Source organism: Crenobacter luteus, assembly GCF_004345725.1.
Lineage (GTDB): Bacteria > Pseudomonadota > Gammaproteobacteria > Burkholderiales > Chromobacteriaceae > Crenobacter > Crenobacter luteus.
The window spans coordinates 83,612-98,740 of the sequence record NZ_SLXG01000003.1; the positions used below are offsets into that span (position 1 = coordinate 83,612).

Sequence of the window (15,129 nt, forward strand, 5' to 3'; positions counted from 1 at the left end):
CGCCATGACCGACCGCGCCTTCCTGCTCGTCAACGTGTTCAGCCGCGACTTCGACGGCGGCAACCCGCTCGCCGTGTTTACCGACGGGCGCGGCCTCGACGAGCGCCGGATGCTGGCGGTCGCGCGCCAGATGAACCTGTCCGAGACCGTCTTCCTGTTGCCGTCCGACGAGGCCGACGCCGAACTGCGCATCTTCACGCCGGCCGTCGAACTGCCCTTCGCCGGCCACCCGACGCTGGGCGCCGCGCAGGTGCTCGCGCGCCTGCACGGCCTCGGCGGTACGGTGCGGCTCAAGACGCGCGCCGGCGTGATCCCGGTCGCGCTCGACGGCATGCGCGCCACGCTGACTGCGAACGCGCCGACGCAGCGCCCGGCCGCCTTCGGGCGCGCCGAGGCCGCCGCGATCTTCACCCTGGCCGAGGCCGACGTCGCCGCCGACCCGGTGTGGGTGGACACCGGCGTCGAGCAACTGCTGATCCGGCTCGCCAGCCGCGCCGCGGTGCTCGCCGCGCGGCCCGTGCTGCCGCTGTTTTTCCGCCACTGCGGCGACGACCCGGCACGCCAGCTCGCCTACCTGTGGCACGAGGCGGACGGGCAGGCGACGGTGCGGCTGTTCTTCGCCGACAACGGCGGCCTGCGCGAGGACCCGGGCACCGGCTCGGCGGCGGCCAACCTCGGCGGCTGGTGCCGGCTCAACGGCGTGCCGCTGCCCTTGTCGTGGCGCCTGCTGCAGGGCGAGGCGATCACGCGGCCCAACCATCTCTTCCTCGACGTCGACGCGGCCGGCACGATCCGCGTCGGCGGCGATGTGGTATTCGTGGGACAGGGTTCGCTCGGACTGCCCCTCGACGACGCGCGGCCGGCTTGACGGCGTCGGTGGCGGCTGGCAGATTGACGGACACAATAAAACGTCCGTTTGAATGCGGGCCAACACGAGAGAAGAGGAAAACCATGAAAGCCATGCTGAAGTTCGCGCCGCTCGCCTGCGCGCTCCTGCTGCCCTGCGCCGCGCTGGCCCAGGGCGTCGCCGGAACCTGGAAGGCCATAGACGACGAAACGAAGCAGCCCAAGGCGCTGGTGCAGGTCAGCGAGAGCCCGACGGGCGAGCTGTCCGGCCGCATCGTCAAGCTGTTCGCCAATCCGGACGCGCTGTGCGACAAGTGCGACGGCGACAGGAAGGGCAAGCCGATCCAGGGCATGACCATCCTGTGGGGCCTGAAGAAGGCCGGCGACGGCTGGGAAGGCGGCAAGATCCTCGACCCGAAGAAGGGCGCGGTCTACAGCGCCAAGATGAGGCTCGCCGACGACGGCAAGAAACTCGAAGTGCGCGGCTTCATGGGCGTCTCGCTGCTGGGGCGCACGCAAATCTGGGAACGCCAGTAAACCCGGCCAAGCCCGACGACGCCACCGCCTCGCACCCGGCGCGGTCGGCCCCCTGCCAAGCCCGGCGATCCCGGGCTTTTTCGTTTGCGCGCGCCGCCGGGCGCCGCTTATGCGTTTTTGCGCTAACATCGGCGCATGGATGTGTTCGCCGATATCGCCAACCAGCCGGTCGTCGCCGCGCCGGCCACCGCCAAACGCCTCGAGAAGCTCGGCATCCGCCGCCGCTTCGACTTCGTGCTGCACCTGCCGTTGCGCTACGAGGATGAAACCCACCTCTACACCATCGCCGACGCGCCCTACGGGCAGGCGGTGCTGGTCGAGGGCGAGGTGATCGCCAGCGAGGTGCAGTTCAAGCCGCGCCGCCAGTTGCTGGTGCAGATCGAGGACAAAACCGGCACGCTCAACCTGCGCTTCATCCATTTCTACCCCAGCCAGCAAAAGCAGCTCGCCAAGGGGCGCCGCGTGCGCGCGCTTGGCGAGATCAAGCGCGGCTACCACGGCGACGAGATCATCCACCCGAAGATCCGCGAGGTGATCGAGGGCGACGCGCTCGCCGACCACCTGACGCCGATCTACCCGACCGTCAACGGCCTGACCCAGCCGGTGTTGCGCCGGCTGATCGCCGCCGAGCTGAAGGTGCAGGACCTCGCCGACACGTTGCCCGTCGAGGAGCGGCGGCGGCTCGATCTGGTCGATTTCGCCGACGCGGTGCGGCTCTTGCATTCGCCGACGCCCGAGTATTCGGCCAAGGATCTGACCAACCCGGCGCTGCCGGCCTGGCAGCGGCTGAAGTTCGACGAATTGCTGGCGCAGCAGCTGTCGATGCGGCTCGCCTATCGCGCGCGCCGCAAGGGCCGCGCGCTGCCGCTCGTCGGCAGCGGCGCGTTGCGCCGAAGGTTGGCCGAGGCGCTGCCGTTCGCGCTGACCGGCGCGCAGACCCGCGTGCTGGCCGAGATCGACGCCGACCTCGCCCGGACCCACCCGATGCACCGGCTGTTGCAGGGCGACGTCGGCAGCGGCAAGACCATCGTCGCGGCGATGGCGGCGCTGTCGGCGATCGAGGCCGGCCATCAGGTCGCTCTGATGGCGCCGACCGAGATCCTCGCCGAGCAGCATTACCTCAAATTGAGCGGCTGGCTCGCGCCCCTGGGCGTCGAGGTGGTGTGGCTGTCGGGCAGCCTGAAGAAGAAACAGAAAACCGAGGCGATGGCGCGCATCGCCGACGGCACGGCGCGGCTGGCGGTCGGTACCCACGCGTTGTTCCAGGACGACGTCGCGTTCGCGAGCCTGGGGCTGGCCATCGTCGACGAGCAGCACCGCTTCGGCGTCGGCCAGCGCCTCGCGCTCAAGGACAAGAGTGGCGACGCGCAGGCGCACCAGCTGATGATGTCGGCGACGCCGATCCCACGCACGCTGGCGATGAGCTTCTACGCCGACCTCGACGTGTCGGTGATCGACGAGCTGCCGCCGGGGCGCACGCCTATCGTCACCAAGCTGATCAACGCCAATCGCCGCGACGAGGTGGTCGAGTTTGTGCGCCGCACCGTCGCCGAGGGGCGGCAGGTGTACTGGGTCTGCCCCTTGATCGAGGAGTCGGAGGCACTCGAATTGCAGACCGCGGTCGACACCCACGTGCAGTTGGCCGAGGACCTGCCGGAGCTGAAGGTCGGTCTGGTGCACGGGCGGCTCAAGCCGGCCGAGAAGGCCGAGGTGATGGCGGCGTTCGCGCGCAACGAGCTGCAGCTTCTGGTCGCCACCACGGTGATCGAGGTCGGCGTCGACGTGCCCAACGCCAGCCTGATGGTGATCGAGCACGCCGAGCGCATGGGCTTGGCGCAGCTGCACCAGCTGCGCGGCCGTGTCGGGCGCGGCGCGGCCAAGAGCAGCTGCGTGCTGCTGTTCGAGACGCCGCTGTCGGAGGTCGCCAAGGCGCGCCTCAAGGTGATCTACGAGAACACCGACGGCTTCGAGATCGCGCGCCAGGACCTCTTGATCCGCGGCCCGGGCGAATTCCTCGGCGCGCGCCAGAGCGGCGTGCCGATGCTGCGCTTCGCCAACCTCGAGGAGGATCTCGCCTTGCTGGAGGAGGCGAGGGCGCTGGCGCCGCAGATGCTGAAGGAGCACCCCGGCTTGGCCGAGGCGCACCTGACGCGCTGGCTCGCCGGCCGCGAACATTTTCTCGAAGCCTGAGCTCGGCCAACGTCGGCCGGAAAAAAAACCGCCCCGTCGATTGCGGGGCGGTTGGCGTTTGGGGACTCGCTCAGAGCAGGATGCCGCGAATCATGTAGAACAACATCGCGGCCATCAGCGCCGAGGCCGGTACGGTGATGACCCAGGCCGCGGCGATGCGTTTCATCTGCGAACGCTTGACCAGCTCCTTGCGGTAGGCCTTGCGCAGCCCCTTGCGCTCGCCCTTCGAGAAGTGCGCGGGGTCGCGCTGCTGCTTGCCGCGGATCTTCAGGTCCTTGAGCATGCGGTCTTTTTCCTCGATCGACGCCTCGGAGAACTTGGCGATGAAGGCGTCGATCGCCTCCTGGTCGTCGGCCGGATGGTGCGCCTTGATTTCGGCGACCATCTGCGCGTAGCGGCTCTTCAGGTATTCGCGCAAGAAGCCGACGCCGAACACGCCGCCGACGGCGATATGCGTCGAGCTGACCGGCATGCCGAGCTGGCTGGCGATGATTACGGTCAGCGTCGCGGCCATCGCGATGCAGAAGGCGCGCATCTGGTCGAGCTCGGTGATTTCCGAGCCGACGGTGCGGATCACCTTCGGGCCGAACAGCGCCAGGCCGATCGAGATGCCCAGCGCGCCGATCGCCATCACCCACAGCGGGATCGCGGCCTTGCTGCCGATCTCGTTGCCGGCGTGCGAAACCGCGTCGACGATGGCCGCCAGCGGGCCGACCGCGTTGGCCACGTCGTTCGAGCCGTGCGCGAAACTCAGCAGCGCGGCGGCAAAGATCAGCGGCACGGTGAAGAACTGGTTGACCGCCTCCTTGCTGTTGTCGAGGCGTGCGGCGCGGCGCGCGACCATCGGGCGCAGCAGCAGGAACACGGCGACCGCGACGGCGAAGCCGGAGGCGAGCGCGGTCGTGAAGTCGATCTTCCAGATATTGTTCAGGCCCTTGAGCATCAGGTAGGTGGTGAAGGTCCAGGCCATCGCGGCGACCAAGAGCGGCACCATTTTGCACGCCGCTTCGCGCATGTCGTTCTGGTAGGTGATGCGGCGCTTGATCAGGTACAGGAAGCCGGCGGCCACCAGGCCGCCCATCAGCGGCGAGATGACCCAGCTGGCGACGATGGCGCCGACCTTGCTCCAGTTGGCGATGTCCATGCCCTGCGCCGCGACGCCCGCGCCGAGCACGGCGCCGACGATGGAGTGGGTGGTCGATACCGGCGCGCCGATCGCGCTGGCGAGGTTCAGCCACAGCGCGGCGGCCAACAGCGCCGCCATCATCAGCCAGATGAAGGTCTCCTTGTCGGGAATCAGCGCCGGGTCGATGATGCCGCTGCGGATGGTGCCGACCACCTCGCCGCCGGCGATCAGTGCGCCTGCCGCCTCGAAGATCGCGGCCAGCACCAGCGCGCCACCCAGCGTCAGCGCCTTGGAGCCGACCGCCGGGCCGACGTTGTTGGCGACGTCGTTGGCGCCGATGTTCATCGCCATGTAAGCGCCGATCGCCGCGGAGAAAACCAGCACGAGATTGCCGCCGCCCATCGAGAGGCTGTACATCACCACGCCGACGACGAAAACCAGGCCCAGCCCGAGGCGGAACAGGTCGCCTCTGCCGCGCTTGGTGGCCTTTTCGATATTGCTGATATGTTCGAGTTCCACTACTCAGTTCCGGGCTACAAAAGGGCTGAATTGTGTCAGAAATTTGACGGTTTTTATACTTCGGATCGTTACCGATTCAGCGCACGGTTTATGCCGAAAAGCTAAACGGCGGCGGCGTCTGCGTTCGCTGGTGAATCGCGTCGCAAAGCAAAACCCCCGCCGTGTGGCGGGGGTGCATCGTGCGGACGGAAACGGCCGGGATTCAGCCGAATTTGCCGGTGATGTAGTCCTCGGTGGCCTTTTTCTTCGGCGCGGTGAAGATGTCGTCGGTGGCGCCGAATTCGACCATCTCGCCGAGGTACATATAGGCGGTGTAGTCGGACACGCGCGCCGCCTGCTGCATATTGTGCGTGACGATCGCGATCGTGTAGTCCTGCTTGAGCTCGTGGATCAGCTCCTCGATGTGCGCGGTCGAGATCGGGTCGAGCGCCGAGGTCGGCTCGTCGAGCAGCAGCACCTCGGGCTTGGCCGCCACCGCGCGCGCGATGCACAGGCGCTGCTGCTGGCCGCCGGACAGCGAGTTGCCCGACTGGCGCAGCTTGTCCTTGACCTCTTCCCACAGCGCGGCCTTGCGGAGCGCCCATTCGACGCGGTCGTCCATGTCGGCCTTCGACAGCTTCTCGTACAGCTTCACGCCGAAGGTGATGTTGTCGTAGATCGACATCGGGAACGGCGTCGGCTTCTGGAACACCATGCCGACCTTGGCGCGCAGCTGGTTGACGTCGACGTCGCGGCCGAGGATGTTGTTGCCGTCGAGCAGGATCTCGCCTTCGCTCCTCATGCCCGGGTAGAGCTCGAACATGCGGTTGAAAGTGCGCAACAGCGTCGACTTGCCGCAGCCGGACGGGCCGATGAAGGCGGTGACCTTCTTGGCCTCGATCTCGAGGTTCACGCCCTTGAGCGCGTGGAAGGAGCCGTAGTAGAAGTTGAGGTTCTTGACCTCGAGCTTGGTTTTCTTGGCAGTCATCGTCGTTCAGCCTTAATGCGATGGGGTTTTCTGGCTGCCGAGCCAGCGGGCGATGATGTTCAGCGACAGCACCGAGAAGGTGATCAGCAGGGCGCCGGCCCAGGCCAGCGTATGCCAGTCCTCGTAGGGGCTCATGGCGAACTGGAAGATGACCACCGGCAGGTTGGCCATCGGCTGGTTCATGTCGAGCGTCATGAACTGGTTGTTCAGCGCGGTAAACAGCAGCGGGGCGGTCTCGCCCGAGATGCGCGCCACCGCCAGCAGCATGCCGGTGATCACGCCGGCCTTGGCCGAGCGCAGCGTCACGTACATGATGACCTTCCAGCGCGGCGCGCCGAGCGCGGCGGCGGCTTCCCTGAGGCTGTTGGGCACCAGGCGCAGCATGTTTTCGGTGGTGCGGATCACCACCGGGATGACGATCAGCGACAGCGCCAGCGAGCCGGCCCAGCCGGAGAAGTGGCCGACCGAGATCACGTAGACCTCGTAGATGAACAGGCCGATCACGATCGACGGCGCCGACAGCAGGATGTCGTTGATGAAGCGGGTGGCCGGCGCCAGCCAGCCGCGCTCGCCGTATTCGGCCAGATAAATCCCGGCCAGAATGCCGACCGGCGTGCCGATCAGCGTGCCGAACAGCGTCATCAGCAGGCTGCCGTAGATCGCGTTGGCGAGGCCGCCGGCGCTGCCCGGCGGCGGCGTGATCTGGGTGAACACGTCGGCCGAGATGCCCGACAGGCCGTAGGCGAGCAGCGTGTACAGAATCCACGCGAGCCAGAACAGGCCGAAGGCCATGGTCAGCATCGACGCCGTCATGTTGAAGGCGTTGGTGAAGCGGCGGCGGCGGTAGATCGAAGTATTCAAGATGAAAGCTCCCCGGTTAGTGCTGGCGGCCTTCCTGGCGCTTCAGGCGAAGCAGCAGGAGCTTGGAGCAGGCCAGCACCACGAAGGTGATGAAGAACAGGATCAGGCCGAGTTCGATCAGCGAAGCGAGGTATAGCTCGCCGTGTGCCTCGGCGAATTCGTTCGCCAGCGCCGAGGCGATCGAGTTGCCCGGGTCGAACAGCGAGGTCGAGAACAGCGCGGTATTGCCGATCACGAAGGTGACGGCCATCGTCTCGCCGAGCGCGCGACCGAGGCCGAGCATGATGCCGCCGACCACGCCGGTTTTGGTGTACGGCAGCACCACGTGGCGTACGACCTCCCAGGTGGTCGAGCCGAGGCCGTACGCCGACTCCTTCAGCATGGCCGGCACGACCTCGAACACGTCGCGCATCACCGAGGCGATGAACGGGATCACCATGATCGCAAGGATCAGGCCGGCGGTGAACACGCCGATGCCCAGCGGCGCGCCCTGGAACAGGAAACCGATGCCCGGCAGCGGGCCGATATTGTCGATCATCCACGGCTGGATGTGGTCGGAGAAGAACGGGGCGAACACGAACAGGCCCCAGATGCCGTAGATGATCGACGGGATGCCGGCCAGCAGTTCGATCGCGATACCCAGCGGACGCTTGAGCCAGACCGGACACAGCTCGGTCAGGAAGAGGGCGATGCCGAAGCTGACCGGGACGCCGATCAAGAGCGCGATGGTCGCGGTGGCGAGCGTGCCGAAGATCGGCACCAGCGCGCCGAATTTTTCGGCGACCGGGTCCCAGTCGCTCGAGGTCAGAAAGCTCCAGCCGAAGGCCTGGATGCTCGGCATCGCGCCGACGAGCAGCGACAGCAGGATGCCCAAGAGCAGCGCCAGCACGAGGAAGGCGGCGGCGCGGGTCAGGTTCTTGAACGCCGCGTCGAGCAGACGCTGGCGCTGGTGGTTCGGGGTATTCCGGTACTTTTGCATGCTTTGCTCAGTGCGCAGCCGTGCTTGATCCATGGAGGGAGGCATACACTTTTTATCCTTTTGGAATAAACCGTTCGGCCGACATCTAGACAAAAAGCCGGGAGGAGCGAATCCCCCGGCTGTCAATTCGGCCGGCGGTGCGACGCAAGGGCGTCGCGGCCGGCCCGTCGTTATTACAACTTATGCATTACTTCCAGGCGACCGGCTTGGTACCGTCGACGGTGATCTGCTTCCAGCTGTCGCGGATCTGCGCCTTCACGTTCGCCGGCATCGGCACGTAGACCAGGTCCTGGGCGATCTTGTCGCCGTGGGTGTAGGCCCAGTCGAAGAACTTCAGCGCCTCGGCGGCGCGTGCCGCGTCGTCCTGCTTCTTGTGCATCAGGATGAAGGTCGGGTTCGAGATCGGCCAGGTATCCTTGCCCGGCTGGTTGGTCAGGATCAGGTACATGCCCGGCGCGGCCTTCCAGTTGGCGTTGGCGGCGGCGGCCTTGAAGCTGGTGTCGCTCGGCTCGACAAAGTTGCCGGCGGCGTTCTGCACCTTGGTGTACGTCATCTTGTTCTGCTTGACGTAGGCGTACTCGACGTAGCCGATCGAGCCCTTGATGCGGGTCACGTAGTTGGCGACGCCCTCGTTGCCCTTGCCGCCGACGCCGGTCTTCCAGTTGACCGCGGTGTTGGCGCCGATGCTGCTGTTCCACTCCGGCGACACCTTGGCCAGGTAGTTGGTGAACACGAAGGTGGTGCCCGAGCCGTCCGAGCGGCGCACCACGGTGATCTTCTGTGCCGGCAGCGCGACGCCCGGGTTCAGCTTGGCGATCGCCGCGTCGTTCCACTGGCTCACCTTGCCCAGATAGATGTCGGCCAACAGCGGGCCGGTCAGCTTCAGCTGGCCCGGAGCGATGCCGGGCACGTTGATCACCGGCACCACGCCGCCGATCACGGTCGGGAACTGCAGCAGGCCGTGCTTGTCCAGCTCTTCCGGCTTGAGCGGCATGTCGGACGCGCCGAAATCGACGGTCTTGGACTGGATCTGCTTGATGCCGCCGCCCGAGCCGATCGATTGGTAGTTCATATTGTTGTTGGTCTTGGCCTTGTAGGCCTCGGCCCATTTCGCGTACAGCGGGTACGGGAAGGTCGCGCCGGCGCCGGTGATGTTGGCGGCGAAGGCGGTGGAGGCAAAGGCCCCGGTCAGGGCGAGGGTTGCAGCCAGGCGGACGGTGGTTTTCATGCAAGCTCCCAATGGTTAGCGCTTTATGGCACAGGGCGGATGCTATAGCGGGGAGTTTGCAGAAATATTACAAGTCGCCGAACGGGGTGCGGCCGGCGCATCTTCTTATATAATGCGCGCCGTCTACGAGGATAAGCTTATGAATCGCAAACTGATCATCGGTAACTGGAAAATGCACGGCCGCCTCGCGCGCAACGCCGAACTCGTCGCGCAGTTGCGCGAACGCCTGGCCGCTTGCGCAGCCGACGTCGGCGTCGCGGTGCCGGCGCCCTATCTGGCGCAGGTGGCGGCCTTGCTCGAGGGGAGCGGCATCGCGCTGTGCGCCCAGGATGCGAGCCGTTTTCCGGTCGACGGCGCCTATACCGGCGAGACCTCGGCCAACATGCTGGCCGACCTCGGCGTGCGCTACGTGTTGCTCGGACACTCGGAGCGCCGTCAGTATTTCCAGGAGGACGAGGCTATCCTGCGCGACAAGCTGGCGGCGGTGCTCGACGCCGGCATGACGCCGGTGTTGTGCATCGGCGAGACGTTGGCCGAGCGCGAGGCTGGCCGGCACCTGGACGTCACCGGGCGGCAGCTGGCGGTGCTCGACGGTCTGGCGCTGGACGGGCGCTGCGTGGTGGCGTACGAGCCGGTCTGGGCGATCGGCACCGGCAAAGTGGCGAGCATCGGACAGATCGCCGAAATGCACGCGCACCTGACGCAAAAGCTCTTGCAAACCAGTGGGGGCTCGTTTAATATTCGCGTCCTCTACGGCGGCAGCGTCAAGAGCGACAACGCCAGCGCCATTTTGGCGACGCCCGGTGTAGATGGTGCTCTTGTCGGCGGGGCGTCGCTGGATGCCGAGTCGTTTGAAAAGATTTGCCAAGCTGCCGGATGAGATGATAAAGTATGGAAATTCTGAAAACGCTGATCTGGGTCCTTAACGTCGTCTCCGCGGTTGCGATCATCGTGCTGGTTTTGATGCAGCACGGCAAGGGGGCTGACGCTGGCGCGGCATTTGGCGGCGGTTCTTCGGGTAGCCTGTTCGGCGCCACGGGTTCCGCGAATTTCATGAGCCGGTTTACGGCGGTATCCGCAGTGGTTTTCTTCTCTACGTGCCTTGGTTTGGCTTATCTGTCTTCTGGCGGTAAGCGCGAGCTTGGCGTGATGGAGGGTCAAGTCAACAGTGCCGCTCCGCAAGTCCCGGGCGGGGCATCTGGTGAAAAGGCTCCGGCTTCGACGATTCCGGAGTGACATAAGGTTTTAGCCGACATGGTGAAATTGGTAGACACGCTATCTTGAGGGGGTAGTGGCCTAAGGCTGTGTGAGTTCGAGTCTCACTGTCGGCACCACCAAAGAAAAAACAGGCCGCCGGGAATCCCGGCGGCCTGTTTTGTTCAGTGTCAAGGAGGTCTGCGGCCTCCTTTTTTTAGGGGTGTGCGGGAATGCTGCAAAACTACTTTCCCATTCTGATGTTCGTCGTGGTGGGTCTGTTCGTCGGCGTCGCGCCGATTCTCCTGGGTCGTCTGGTTGCACCAAGCCGTCCTGATCCGGAAAAACTCTCTCCTTATGAGTGCGGTTTCGAGGCCTTCGAAGATGCGCGCATGAAGTTCGACGTCCGGTACTACCTGGTGGCGATTCTGTTCATCCTGTTCGACCTTGAAGTCGCCTTCCTTGTGCCTTGGGCCGTGGTGTTCAAGGAGCTCGGCATGTTCGGTTTCGGCGCAATGCTGATCTTTCTGGGCGTTCTGACGATTGGTCTTGCATATGAATGGAAAAAAGGAGCCCTGGAATGGGAGTAGAAGGCATCCTTGAAAAAGGTTTCGTCACCACCTCGGCCGACAAGCTCATCAACTGGACCCGCACCGGTTCCTTGTGGCCGATGACCTTCGGTCTGGCCTGCTGTGCGGTTGAAATGATGCACGCGGGCGCCGCCCGTTACGACCTGGACCGCTTCGGTATCGTGTTCCGTCCGAGTCCGCGGCAGTCCGACCTGATGATCGTGGCCGGCACGCTGTGCAACAAGATGGCCCCCGCCCTGCGCAAGGTGTACGACCAGATGGCCGAGCCGCGCTGGGTGATCTCGATGGGGTCCTGTGCCAACGGCGGTGGTTATTACCATTATTCCTACTCGGTGGTGCGCGGCTGCGATCGCATCGTGCCGGTCGACGTCTACGTGCCGGGCTGTCCGCCGACGGCCGAGGCGCTGCTCTACGGCATCATCCAGCTCCAGAACAAGATCAAACGCACCTATACCATCGCCCGCTAAGGTAACCCGCCCATGGCATCCAAAACGGAAGCGCTCAAGGCGCTGGTCGAGCAGGTGTTTGGCGACAAACTGGTGTCGACCAAGCTGGCGCTCGACGAACTGACCATCGTCTGTCAGTCCGCAGACCTCGTCCAGGTCGCGACGACGTTGCGCGATCATCCCGATCTTTCCTTCGAGCAGTGCATCGACGCGGCAGGCATCGATTACAGCACCTACCAGGACACCGTCTGGGAGGGGCCGCGCTTCGCCGTCGTCTATCACCTGCTGTCGATCAAGCACAACCACCGCATCCGCGTGCGCGCCTTCGCGCCGGACGACGGCTTCCCGGTACTGCCGTCGCTCGAAGCCGTCTGGAACGGCATCAACTGGTTCGAGCGCGAGGCGTTCGATCTGTTCGGCATCGTGTTCGAAGGCCACTCCGACCTGCGCCGCCTGTTGACCGACTACGGTTTCGTCGGCCATCCGTTCCGCAAGGATTTCCCGTTGTCCGGCTACGTCGAGATGCGCTACGACCCGGTCGAGGCCCGCGTGATCTACCAGCCGGTGACCATCGAACCGCGCGAAATCACGCCGCGCATCATCCGCGAGGAGAACTACGGTGGCTGAGATCCGCAACTACACCCTGAACTTCGGTCCGCAGCACCCGGCCGCGCACGGCGTGCTGCGTCTGGTGCTCGAGCTGGACGGCGAGGTGATCCAGCGCGCCGACCCGCACATCGGTCTCTTGCACCGCGGTACCGAGAAGTTGGCCGAGAACAAGACCTTCATCCAGTCGCTGCCGTACATGGACCGTCTCGACTACGTGTCGATGATGTGCAACGAGCACGCCTACTGCCTGGCGATCGAGAAGCTGCTGCAGCTCGAGGTGCCGGAGCGCGCGCAGTACATCCGGGTGATGTTCTCGGAAATCACCCGGATCCTGAACCATCTGCTGTGGATCGGCGCGCACGCGCTCGACATCGGCGCGATGACGATGTTCCTGTACGCCTTCCGCGAGCGCGAGGACCTGATGGACTGCTACGAGGCGGTGTCGGGTGCGCGCATGCACGCGGCCTACTTCCGTCCGGGCGGCGTCTACCGCGACCTGCCGGATTCGATGCCGCAGTACAAGGTCTCGAAGATCAAGAACGCCAAGGAACTGGCGCGCCTGAACGAGAACCGCTCGGGCACGATGCTCGACTTCATCGAAGACTTCACCAACCGCTTCCCGAAGTGCGTCGACGAGTACGAGACCCTGCTGACCGACAACCGCATCTGGAAGCAGCGTACCGTCGGCATCGGCGTGGTGTCGCCGGAGCGCGCGCTGCAGCTGGGCTTCACCGGTGCGATGCTGCGCGGCTCGGGCATCGCCTGGGACCTGCGCAAGAAGCAGCCGTACGACGTCTACGACCGCATGGAGTTCGACGTGCCGGTCGGCGTGACCGGCGACTGCTACGACCGCTATCTGGTCCGCGTCGAGGAAATGCGCCAGTCGAACCGCATCATCAAGCAGTGCGTCGACTGGCTGCGCAAGAACCCGGGGCCGGTCATCACCGACAACCACAAGGTCGCGCCGCCGTCGCGCGAGTCGATGAAATCGAACATGGAAGAGCTGATCCACCACTTCAAGCTCTTCACCGAAGGGATGCACGTGCCCGAAGGCGAAGCCTACGCGGCGGTCGAGCATCCGAAGGGCGAGTTCGGCATCTATCTGGTGTCCGACGGCGCCAACAAACCTTACCGTCTGAAGATCCGCGCGCCGGGCTACGCCCATCTGGCCGCGCTGGATGAAATGGCCAAGGGCCACATGATCGCCGACGTGGTCGCGATCATCGGCACCCAGGACGTCGTATTTGGGGAGATCGACCGCTAATGTTGTCCGCAGAATCGCTTGCCAAGATCGACCGCGAGGTCGCCAAGTACCCTGCCGACCAGAAGCGCTCCGCGACGATGTCGGCGCTGCGCATCGCGCAGCAGGAAAAGGGGTGGCTCGCCACCGAGACCATCGAGTTCGTGGCCAACTACCTCGGCATTCCGCCGGTGGCCGCCTACGAGGTGGCGACGTTCTACAACATGTACGACCTCAAGCCGGTCGGAAAGCACAAGCTGACCGTCTGCACCAACCTGCCGTGCGCCTTGTCCGGCGGCTACGACGCGGCCGACTACCTGAAGCAGAAGCTCGGTATCGACTTCGGCGAGACCAGCGCCGACGGCAGGTTCACGTTGGTGGAAGGCGAGTGCATGGGCGCCTGTGGCGACGCGCCGGTCATGCTGTTGAACAACCATTCGATGTGCAGCTTCATGACGCGTGAAGCCATCGATAAGAAACTGGCGGAGTTGGAATAATGGCGGTCTTCGCTAACGGTATCCTGTTCGAGGGCGTCGACACCTCCGACCCGAACTGCTGGAAAATCGAAGCCTATCAGGCGCGCGGCGGCTATCAGGCGCTGAAGAAGATCCTGACCGAGGGCATCAGCCAGGACGACGTGATCGCCGAGCTGAAAACCTCCAGCCTGCGCGGCCGCGGCGGCGCGGGCTTCCCGACCGGCCTGAAATGGAGCTTCATGCCGCGCTCCTTCCCGGGCGACAAGTACGTCGTGTGCAACACCGACGAGGGCGAGCCGGGCACCTTCAAGGACCGCGACATCCTGCGCTTCAACCCGCACGCGCTGATCGAAGGCATGATCATCGCCGGTTACGCGATGGGCGCCGCCCGCGGCTACAACTACATCCACGGCGAAATCTTCGCCGAGTACGAGCGCTTCGAAGAGGCGCTCGACGAGGCGCGCCGCGCCGGCTTCCTCGGCCAGAACATCCTCGGTTCGACCTTCAGCTACGAGCTGTTCGCCCACCACGGTTACGGCGCCTACATCTGCGGCGAGGAAACCGCGCTGCTGGAGTCGCTCGAGGGCAAGAAAGGCCAGCCGCGCTTCAAGCCGCCGTTCCCGGCCTCGTTCGGCCTGTACGGCAAGCCGACCACGATCAACAACACCGAGACCTTCGCCTCGGTGCCCTACATCATCACCCAGGGCGGCCAGAAGTTCCTCGAGCTGGGCAAGCCGAACAACGGCGGCACCAAGCTGTTCTCGGTGTCGGGCCACGTGAACCGTCCGGGCAACTACGAGATTCCGCTGGGCACGCCGTTCGCCGAGCTGCTGGAAATGGCCGGCGGCATGCGCGGCGGCAAGAAGCTCAAGGCGGTGATCCCGGGTGGCTCGTCCGCGCCGGTGCTGCCGGGCGACATCATGATGCAGTGCACGATGGATTACGACTCGATCGCCAAGGCCGGCTCCATGCTCGGCTCCGGCGCGGTGATCGTGATGAACGAAGACGTCTGCATGGTCCGCGCGCTCGAGCGCCTCGCTTATTTCTACCACGAAGAGTCTTGTGGTCAGTGCACGCCGTGCCGCGAAGGCACCGGCTGGTTGTACCGCGTGATCCACCGCATCCTCAACGGCGAAGGCCGTCCGGAGGATCTGGAGCTGCTCGACTCGGTGGGCAACAACATGGCCGGTCGCACCATTTGCGCGCTGGCGGATGCGGCCGTGTTCCCGGTCCGCAGCTTTACCAAGCATTTCCGCCATGAGTTCGAACATCTGATCGAACACAAGACGCCGCTGGTCAACCACAAATGGTGCTGATCCGG

General features: G+C 65.0%; 16 protein-coding genes and 1 tRNA gene. 12 read left to right on the plus strand and 5 right to left on the minus strand.

Annotated features, from left to right (window positions below; all coding sequences use genetic code 11):
• Window positions 1-4: 4 nt before the first annotated feature.
• The 3 genes from EV683_RS02945 (at window position 5) to recG (ending at window position 3,573) form a co-directional block, all read left to right on the plus strand.
• A complete protein-coding gene (locus EV683_RS02945) occupies window positions 5-868 on the plus strand; it encodes a PhzF family phenazine biosynthesis protein (protein ID WP_131861785.1) in 864 nt (287 codons plus the stop codon).
• 83 nt (window positions 869-951) lie between these two features.
• On the plus strand, window positions 952-1,383 hold the full coding sequence (locus EV683_RS02950; RefSeq protein ID WP_131861786.1) for a DUF2147 domain-containing protein: 432 nt from the start codon (window positions 952-954) through the stop codon (window positions 1,381-1,383).
• Window positions 1,384-1,518: 135 nt separating this feature from the next.
• Entirely contained in the window at window positions 1,519-3,573 is a 2,055-nt protein-coding gene (gene recG, locus EV683_RS02955) for an ATP-dependent DNA helicase RecG (protein ID WP_131861787.1), read from the plus strand.
• 70 nt (window positions 3,574-3,643) lie between these two features.
• Here recG and EV683_RS02960 read toward each other — a convergent pair whose 3' ends face one another.
• The 5 genes from EV683_RS02960 to pstS form a co-directional block, all read right to left on the minus strand.
• Window positions 3,644-5,218 carry an inorganic phosphate transporter gene (locus EV683_RS02960; RefSeq protein WP_066611938.1) on the minus strand — a complete coding sequence of 525 codons (1,575 nt, stop codon included), beginning with the start codon at window positions 5,216-5,218 and terminating at the stop codon, window positions 3,644-3,646.
• A gap of 202 nt (window positions 5,219-5,420) precedes the next feature.
• Window positions 5,421-6,185, minus strand: a complete 765-nt coding sequence (gene pstB / locus EV683_RS02965) for a phosphate ABC transporter ATP-binding protein PstB (protein WP_066611937.1) — start codon at window positions 6,183-6,185, stop codon at window positions 5,421-5,423.
• A 12-nt stretch (window positions 6,186-6,197) separates the two neighbouring features.
• Window positions 6,198-7,046 carry a phosphate ABC transporter permease PstA gene (pstA, locus tag EV683_RS02970; protein WP_082824159.1) on the minus strand — a complete coding sequence of 283 codons (849 nt, stop codon included), beginning with the start codon at window positions 7,044-7,046 and terminating at the stop codon, window positions 6,198-6,200.
• 16 nt (window positions 7,047-7,062) lie between these two features.
• Window positions 7,063-8,025 carry a phosphate ABC transporter permease subunit PstC gene (gene pstC / locus EV683_RS02975; RefSeq protein ID WP_066611934.1) on the minus strand — a complete coding sequence of 321 codons (963 nt, stop codon included), beginning with the start codon at window positions 8,023-8,025 and terminating at the stop codon, window positions 7,063-7,065.
• A gap of 187 nt (window positions 8,026-8,212) precedes the next feature.
• Window positions 8,213-9,253, minus strand: coding sequence for a phosphate ABC transporter substrate-binding protein PstS (pstS, locus tag EV683_RS02980; protein WP_131861788.1), 1,041 nt, complete (start codon window positions 9,251-9,253; stop codon window positions 8,213-8,215).
• 139 nt (window positions 9,254-9,392) lie between these two features.
• Here pstS and tpiA point away from each other — a divergent pair, with 139 nt between their 5' ends.
• From tpiA to nuoF, 9 genes are all read left to right on the plus strand, one after another.
• On the plus strand, window positions 9,393-10,133 hold the full coding sequence (gene tpiA, locus EV683_RS02985; protein WP_131861789.1) for a triose-phosphate isomerase: 741 nt from the start codon (window positions 9,393-9,395) through the stop codon (window positions 10,131-10,133).
• A gap of 11 nt (window positions 10,134-10,144) precedes the next feature.
• Complete coding sequence (gene secG / locus EV683_RS02990) at window positions 10,145-10,489, plus strand: preprotein translocase subunit SecG (RefSeq protein ID WP_066611932.1); 345 nt, start codon at window positions 10,145-10,147, stop codon at window positions 10,487-10,489.
• Between the two features lie 12 nt (window positions 10,490-10,501).
• A tRNA-Leu gene (locus EV683_RS02995) sits at window positions 10,502-10,587 on the plus strand.
• Window positions 10,588-10,680: 93 nt separating this feature from the next.
• A complete protein-coding gene (locus EV683_RS03000; protein ID WP_066611931.1) occupies window positions 10,681-11,037 on the plus strand; it encodes an NADH-quinone oxidoreductase subunit A in 357 nt (118 codons plus the stop codon).
• The gene (locus tag EV683_RS03005; RefSeq protein WP_066611930.1) at window positions 11,028-11,504 is read left to right on the plus strand and encodes a NuoB/complex I 20 kDa subunit family protein; all 477 of its coding nucleotides are present in this window, start codon (window positions 11,028-11,030) and stop codon (window positions 11,502-11,504) included. Before EV683_RS03000 ends, EV683_RS03005 begins: the two co-directional genes overlap by 10 nt.
• A gap of 12 nt (window positions 11,505-11,516) precedes the next feature.
• Window positions 11,517-12,110, plus strand: coding sequence for an NADH-quinone oxidoreductase subunit C (locus EV683_RS03010; RefSeq protein WP_066611928.1), 594 nt, complete (start codon window positions 11,517-11,519; stop codon window positions 12,108-12,110).
• Window positions 12,103-13,356 carry an NADH-quinone oxidoreductase subunit D gene (locus EV683_RS03015; protein WP_066611927.1) on the plus strand — a complete coding sequence of 418 codons (1,254 nt, stop codon included), beginning with the start codon at window positions 12,103-12,105 and terminating at the stop codon, window positions 13,354-13,356. Before EV683_RS03010 ends, EV683_RS03015 begins: the two co-directional genes overlap by 8 nt.
• Complete coding sequence (gene nuoE / locus EV683_RS03020) at window positions 13,356-13,829, plus strand: NADH-quinone oxidoreductase subunit NuoE (protein ID WP_066611926.1); 474 nt, start codon at window positions 13,356-13,358, stop codon at window positions 13,827-13,829. The genes EV683_RS03015 and nuoE overlap by 1 nt, the downstream gene beginning before the upstream one ends.
• Window positions 13,829-15,124 carry an NADH-quinone oxidoreductase subunit NuoF gene (nuoF, locus tag EV683_RS03025; RefSeq protein ID WP_131861790.1) on the plus strand — a complete coding sequence of 432 codons (1,296 nt, stop codon included), beginning with the start codon at window positions 13,829-13,831 and terminating at the stop codon, window positions 15,122-15,124. Before nuoE ends, nuoF begins: the two co-directional genes overlap by 1 nt.
• Window positions 15,125-15,129 lie beyond the last annotated feature (5 nt).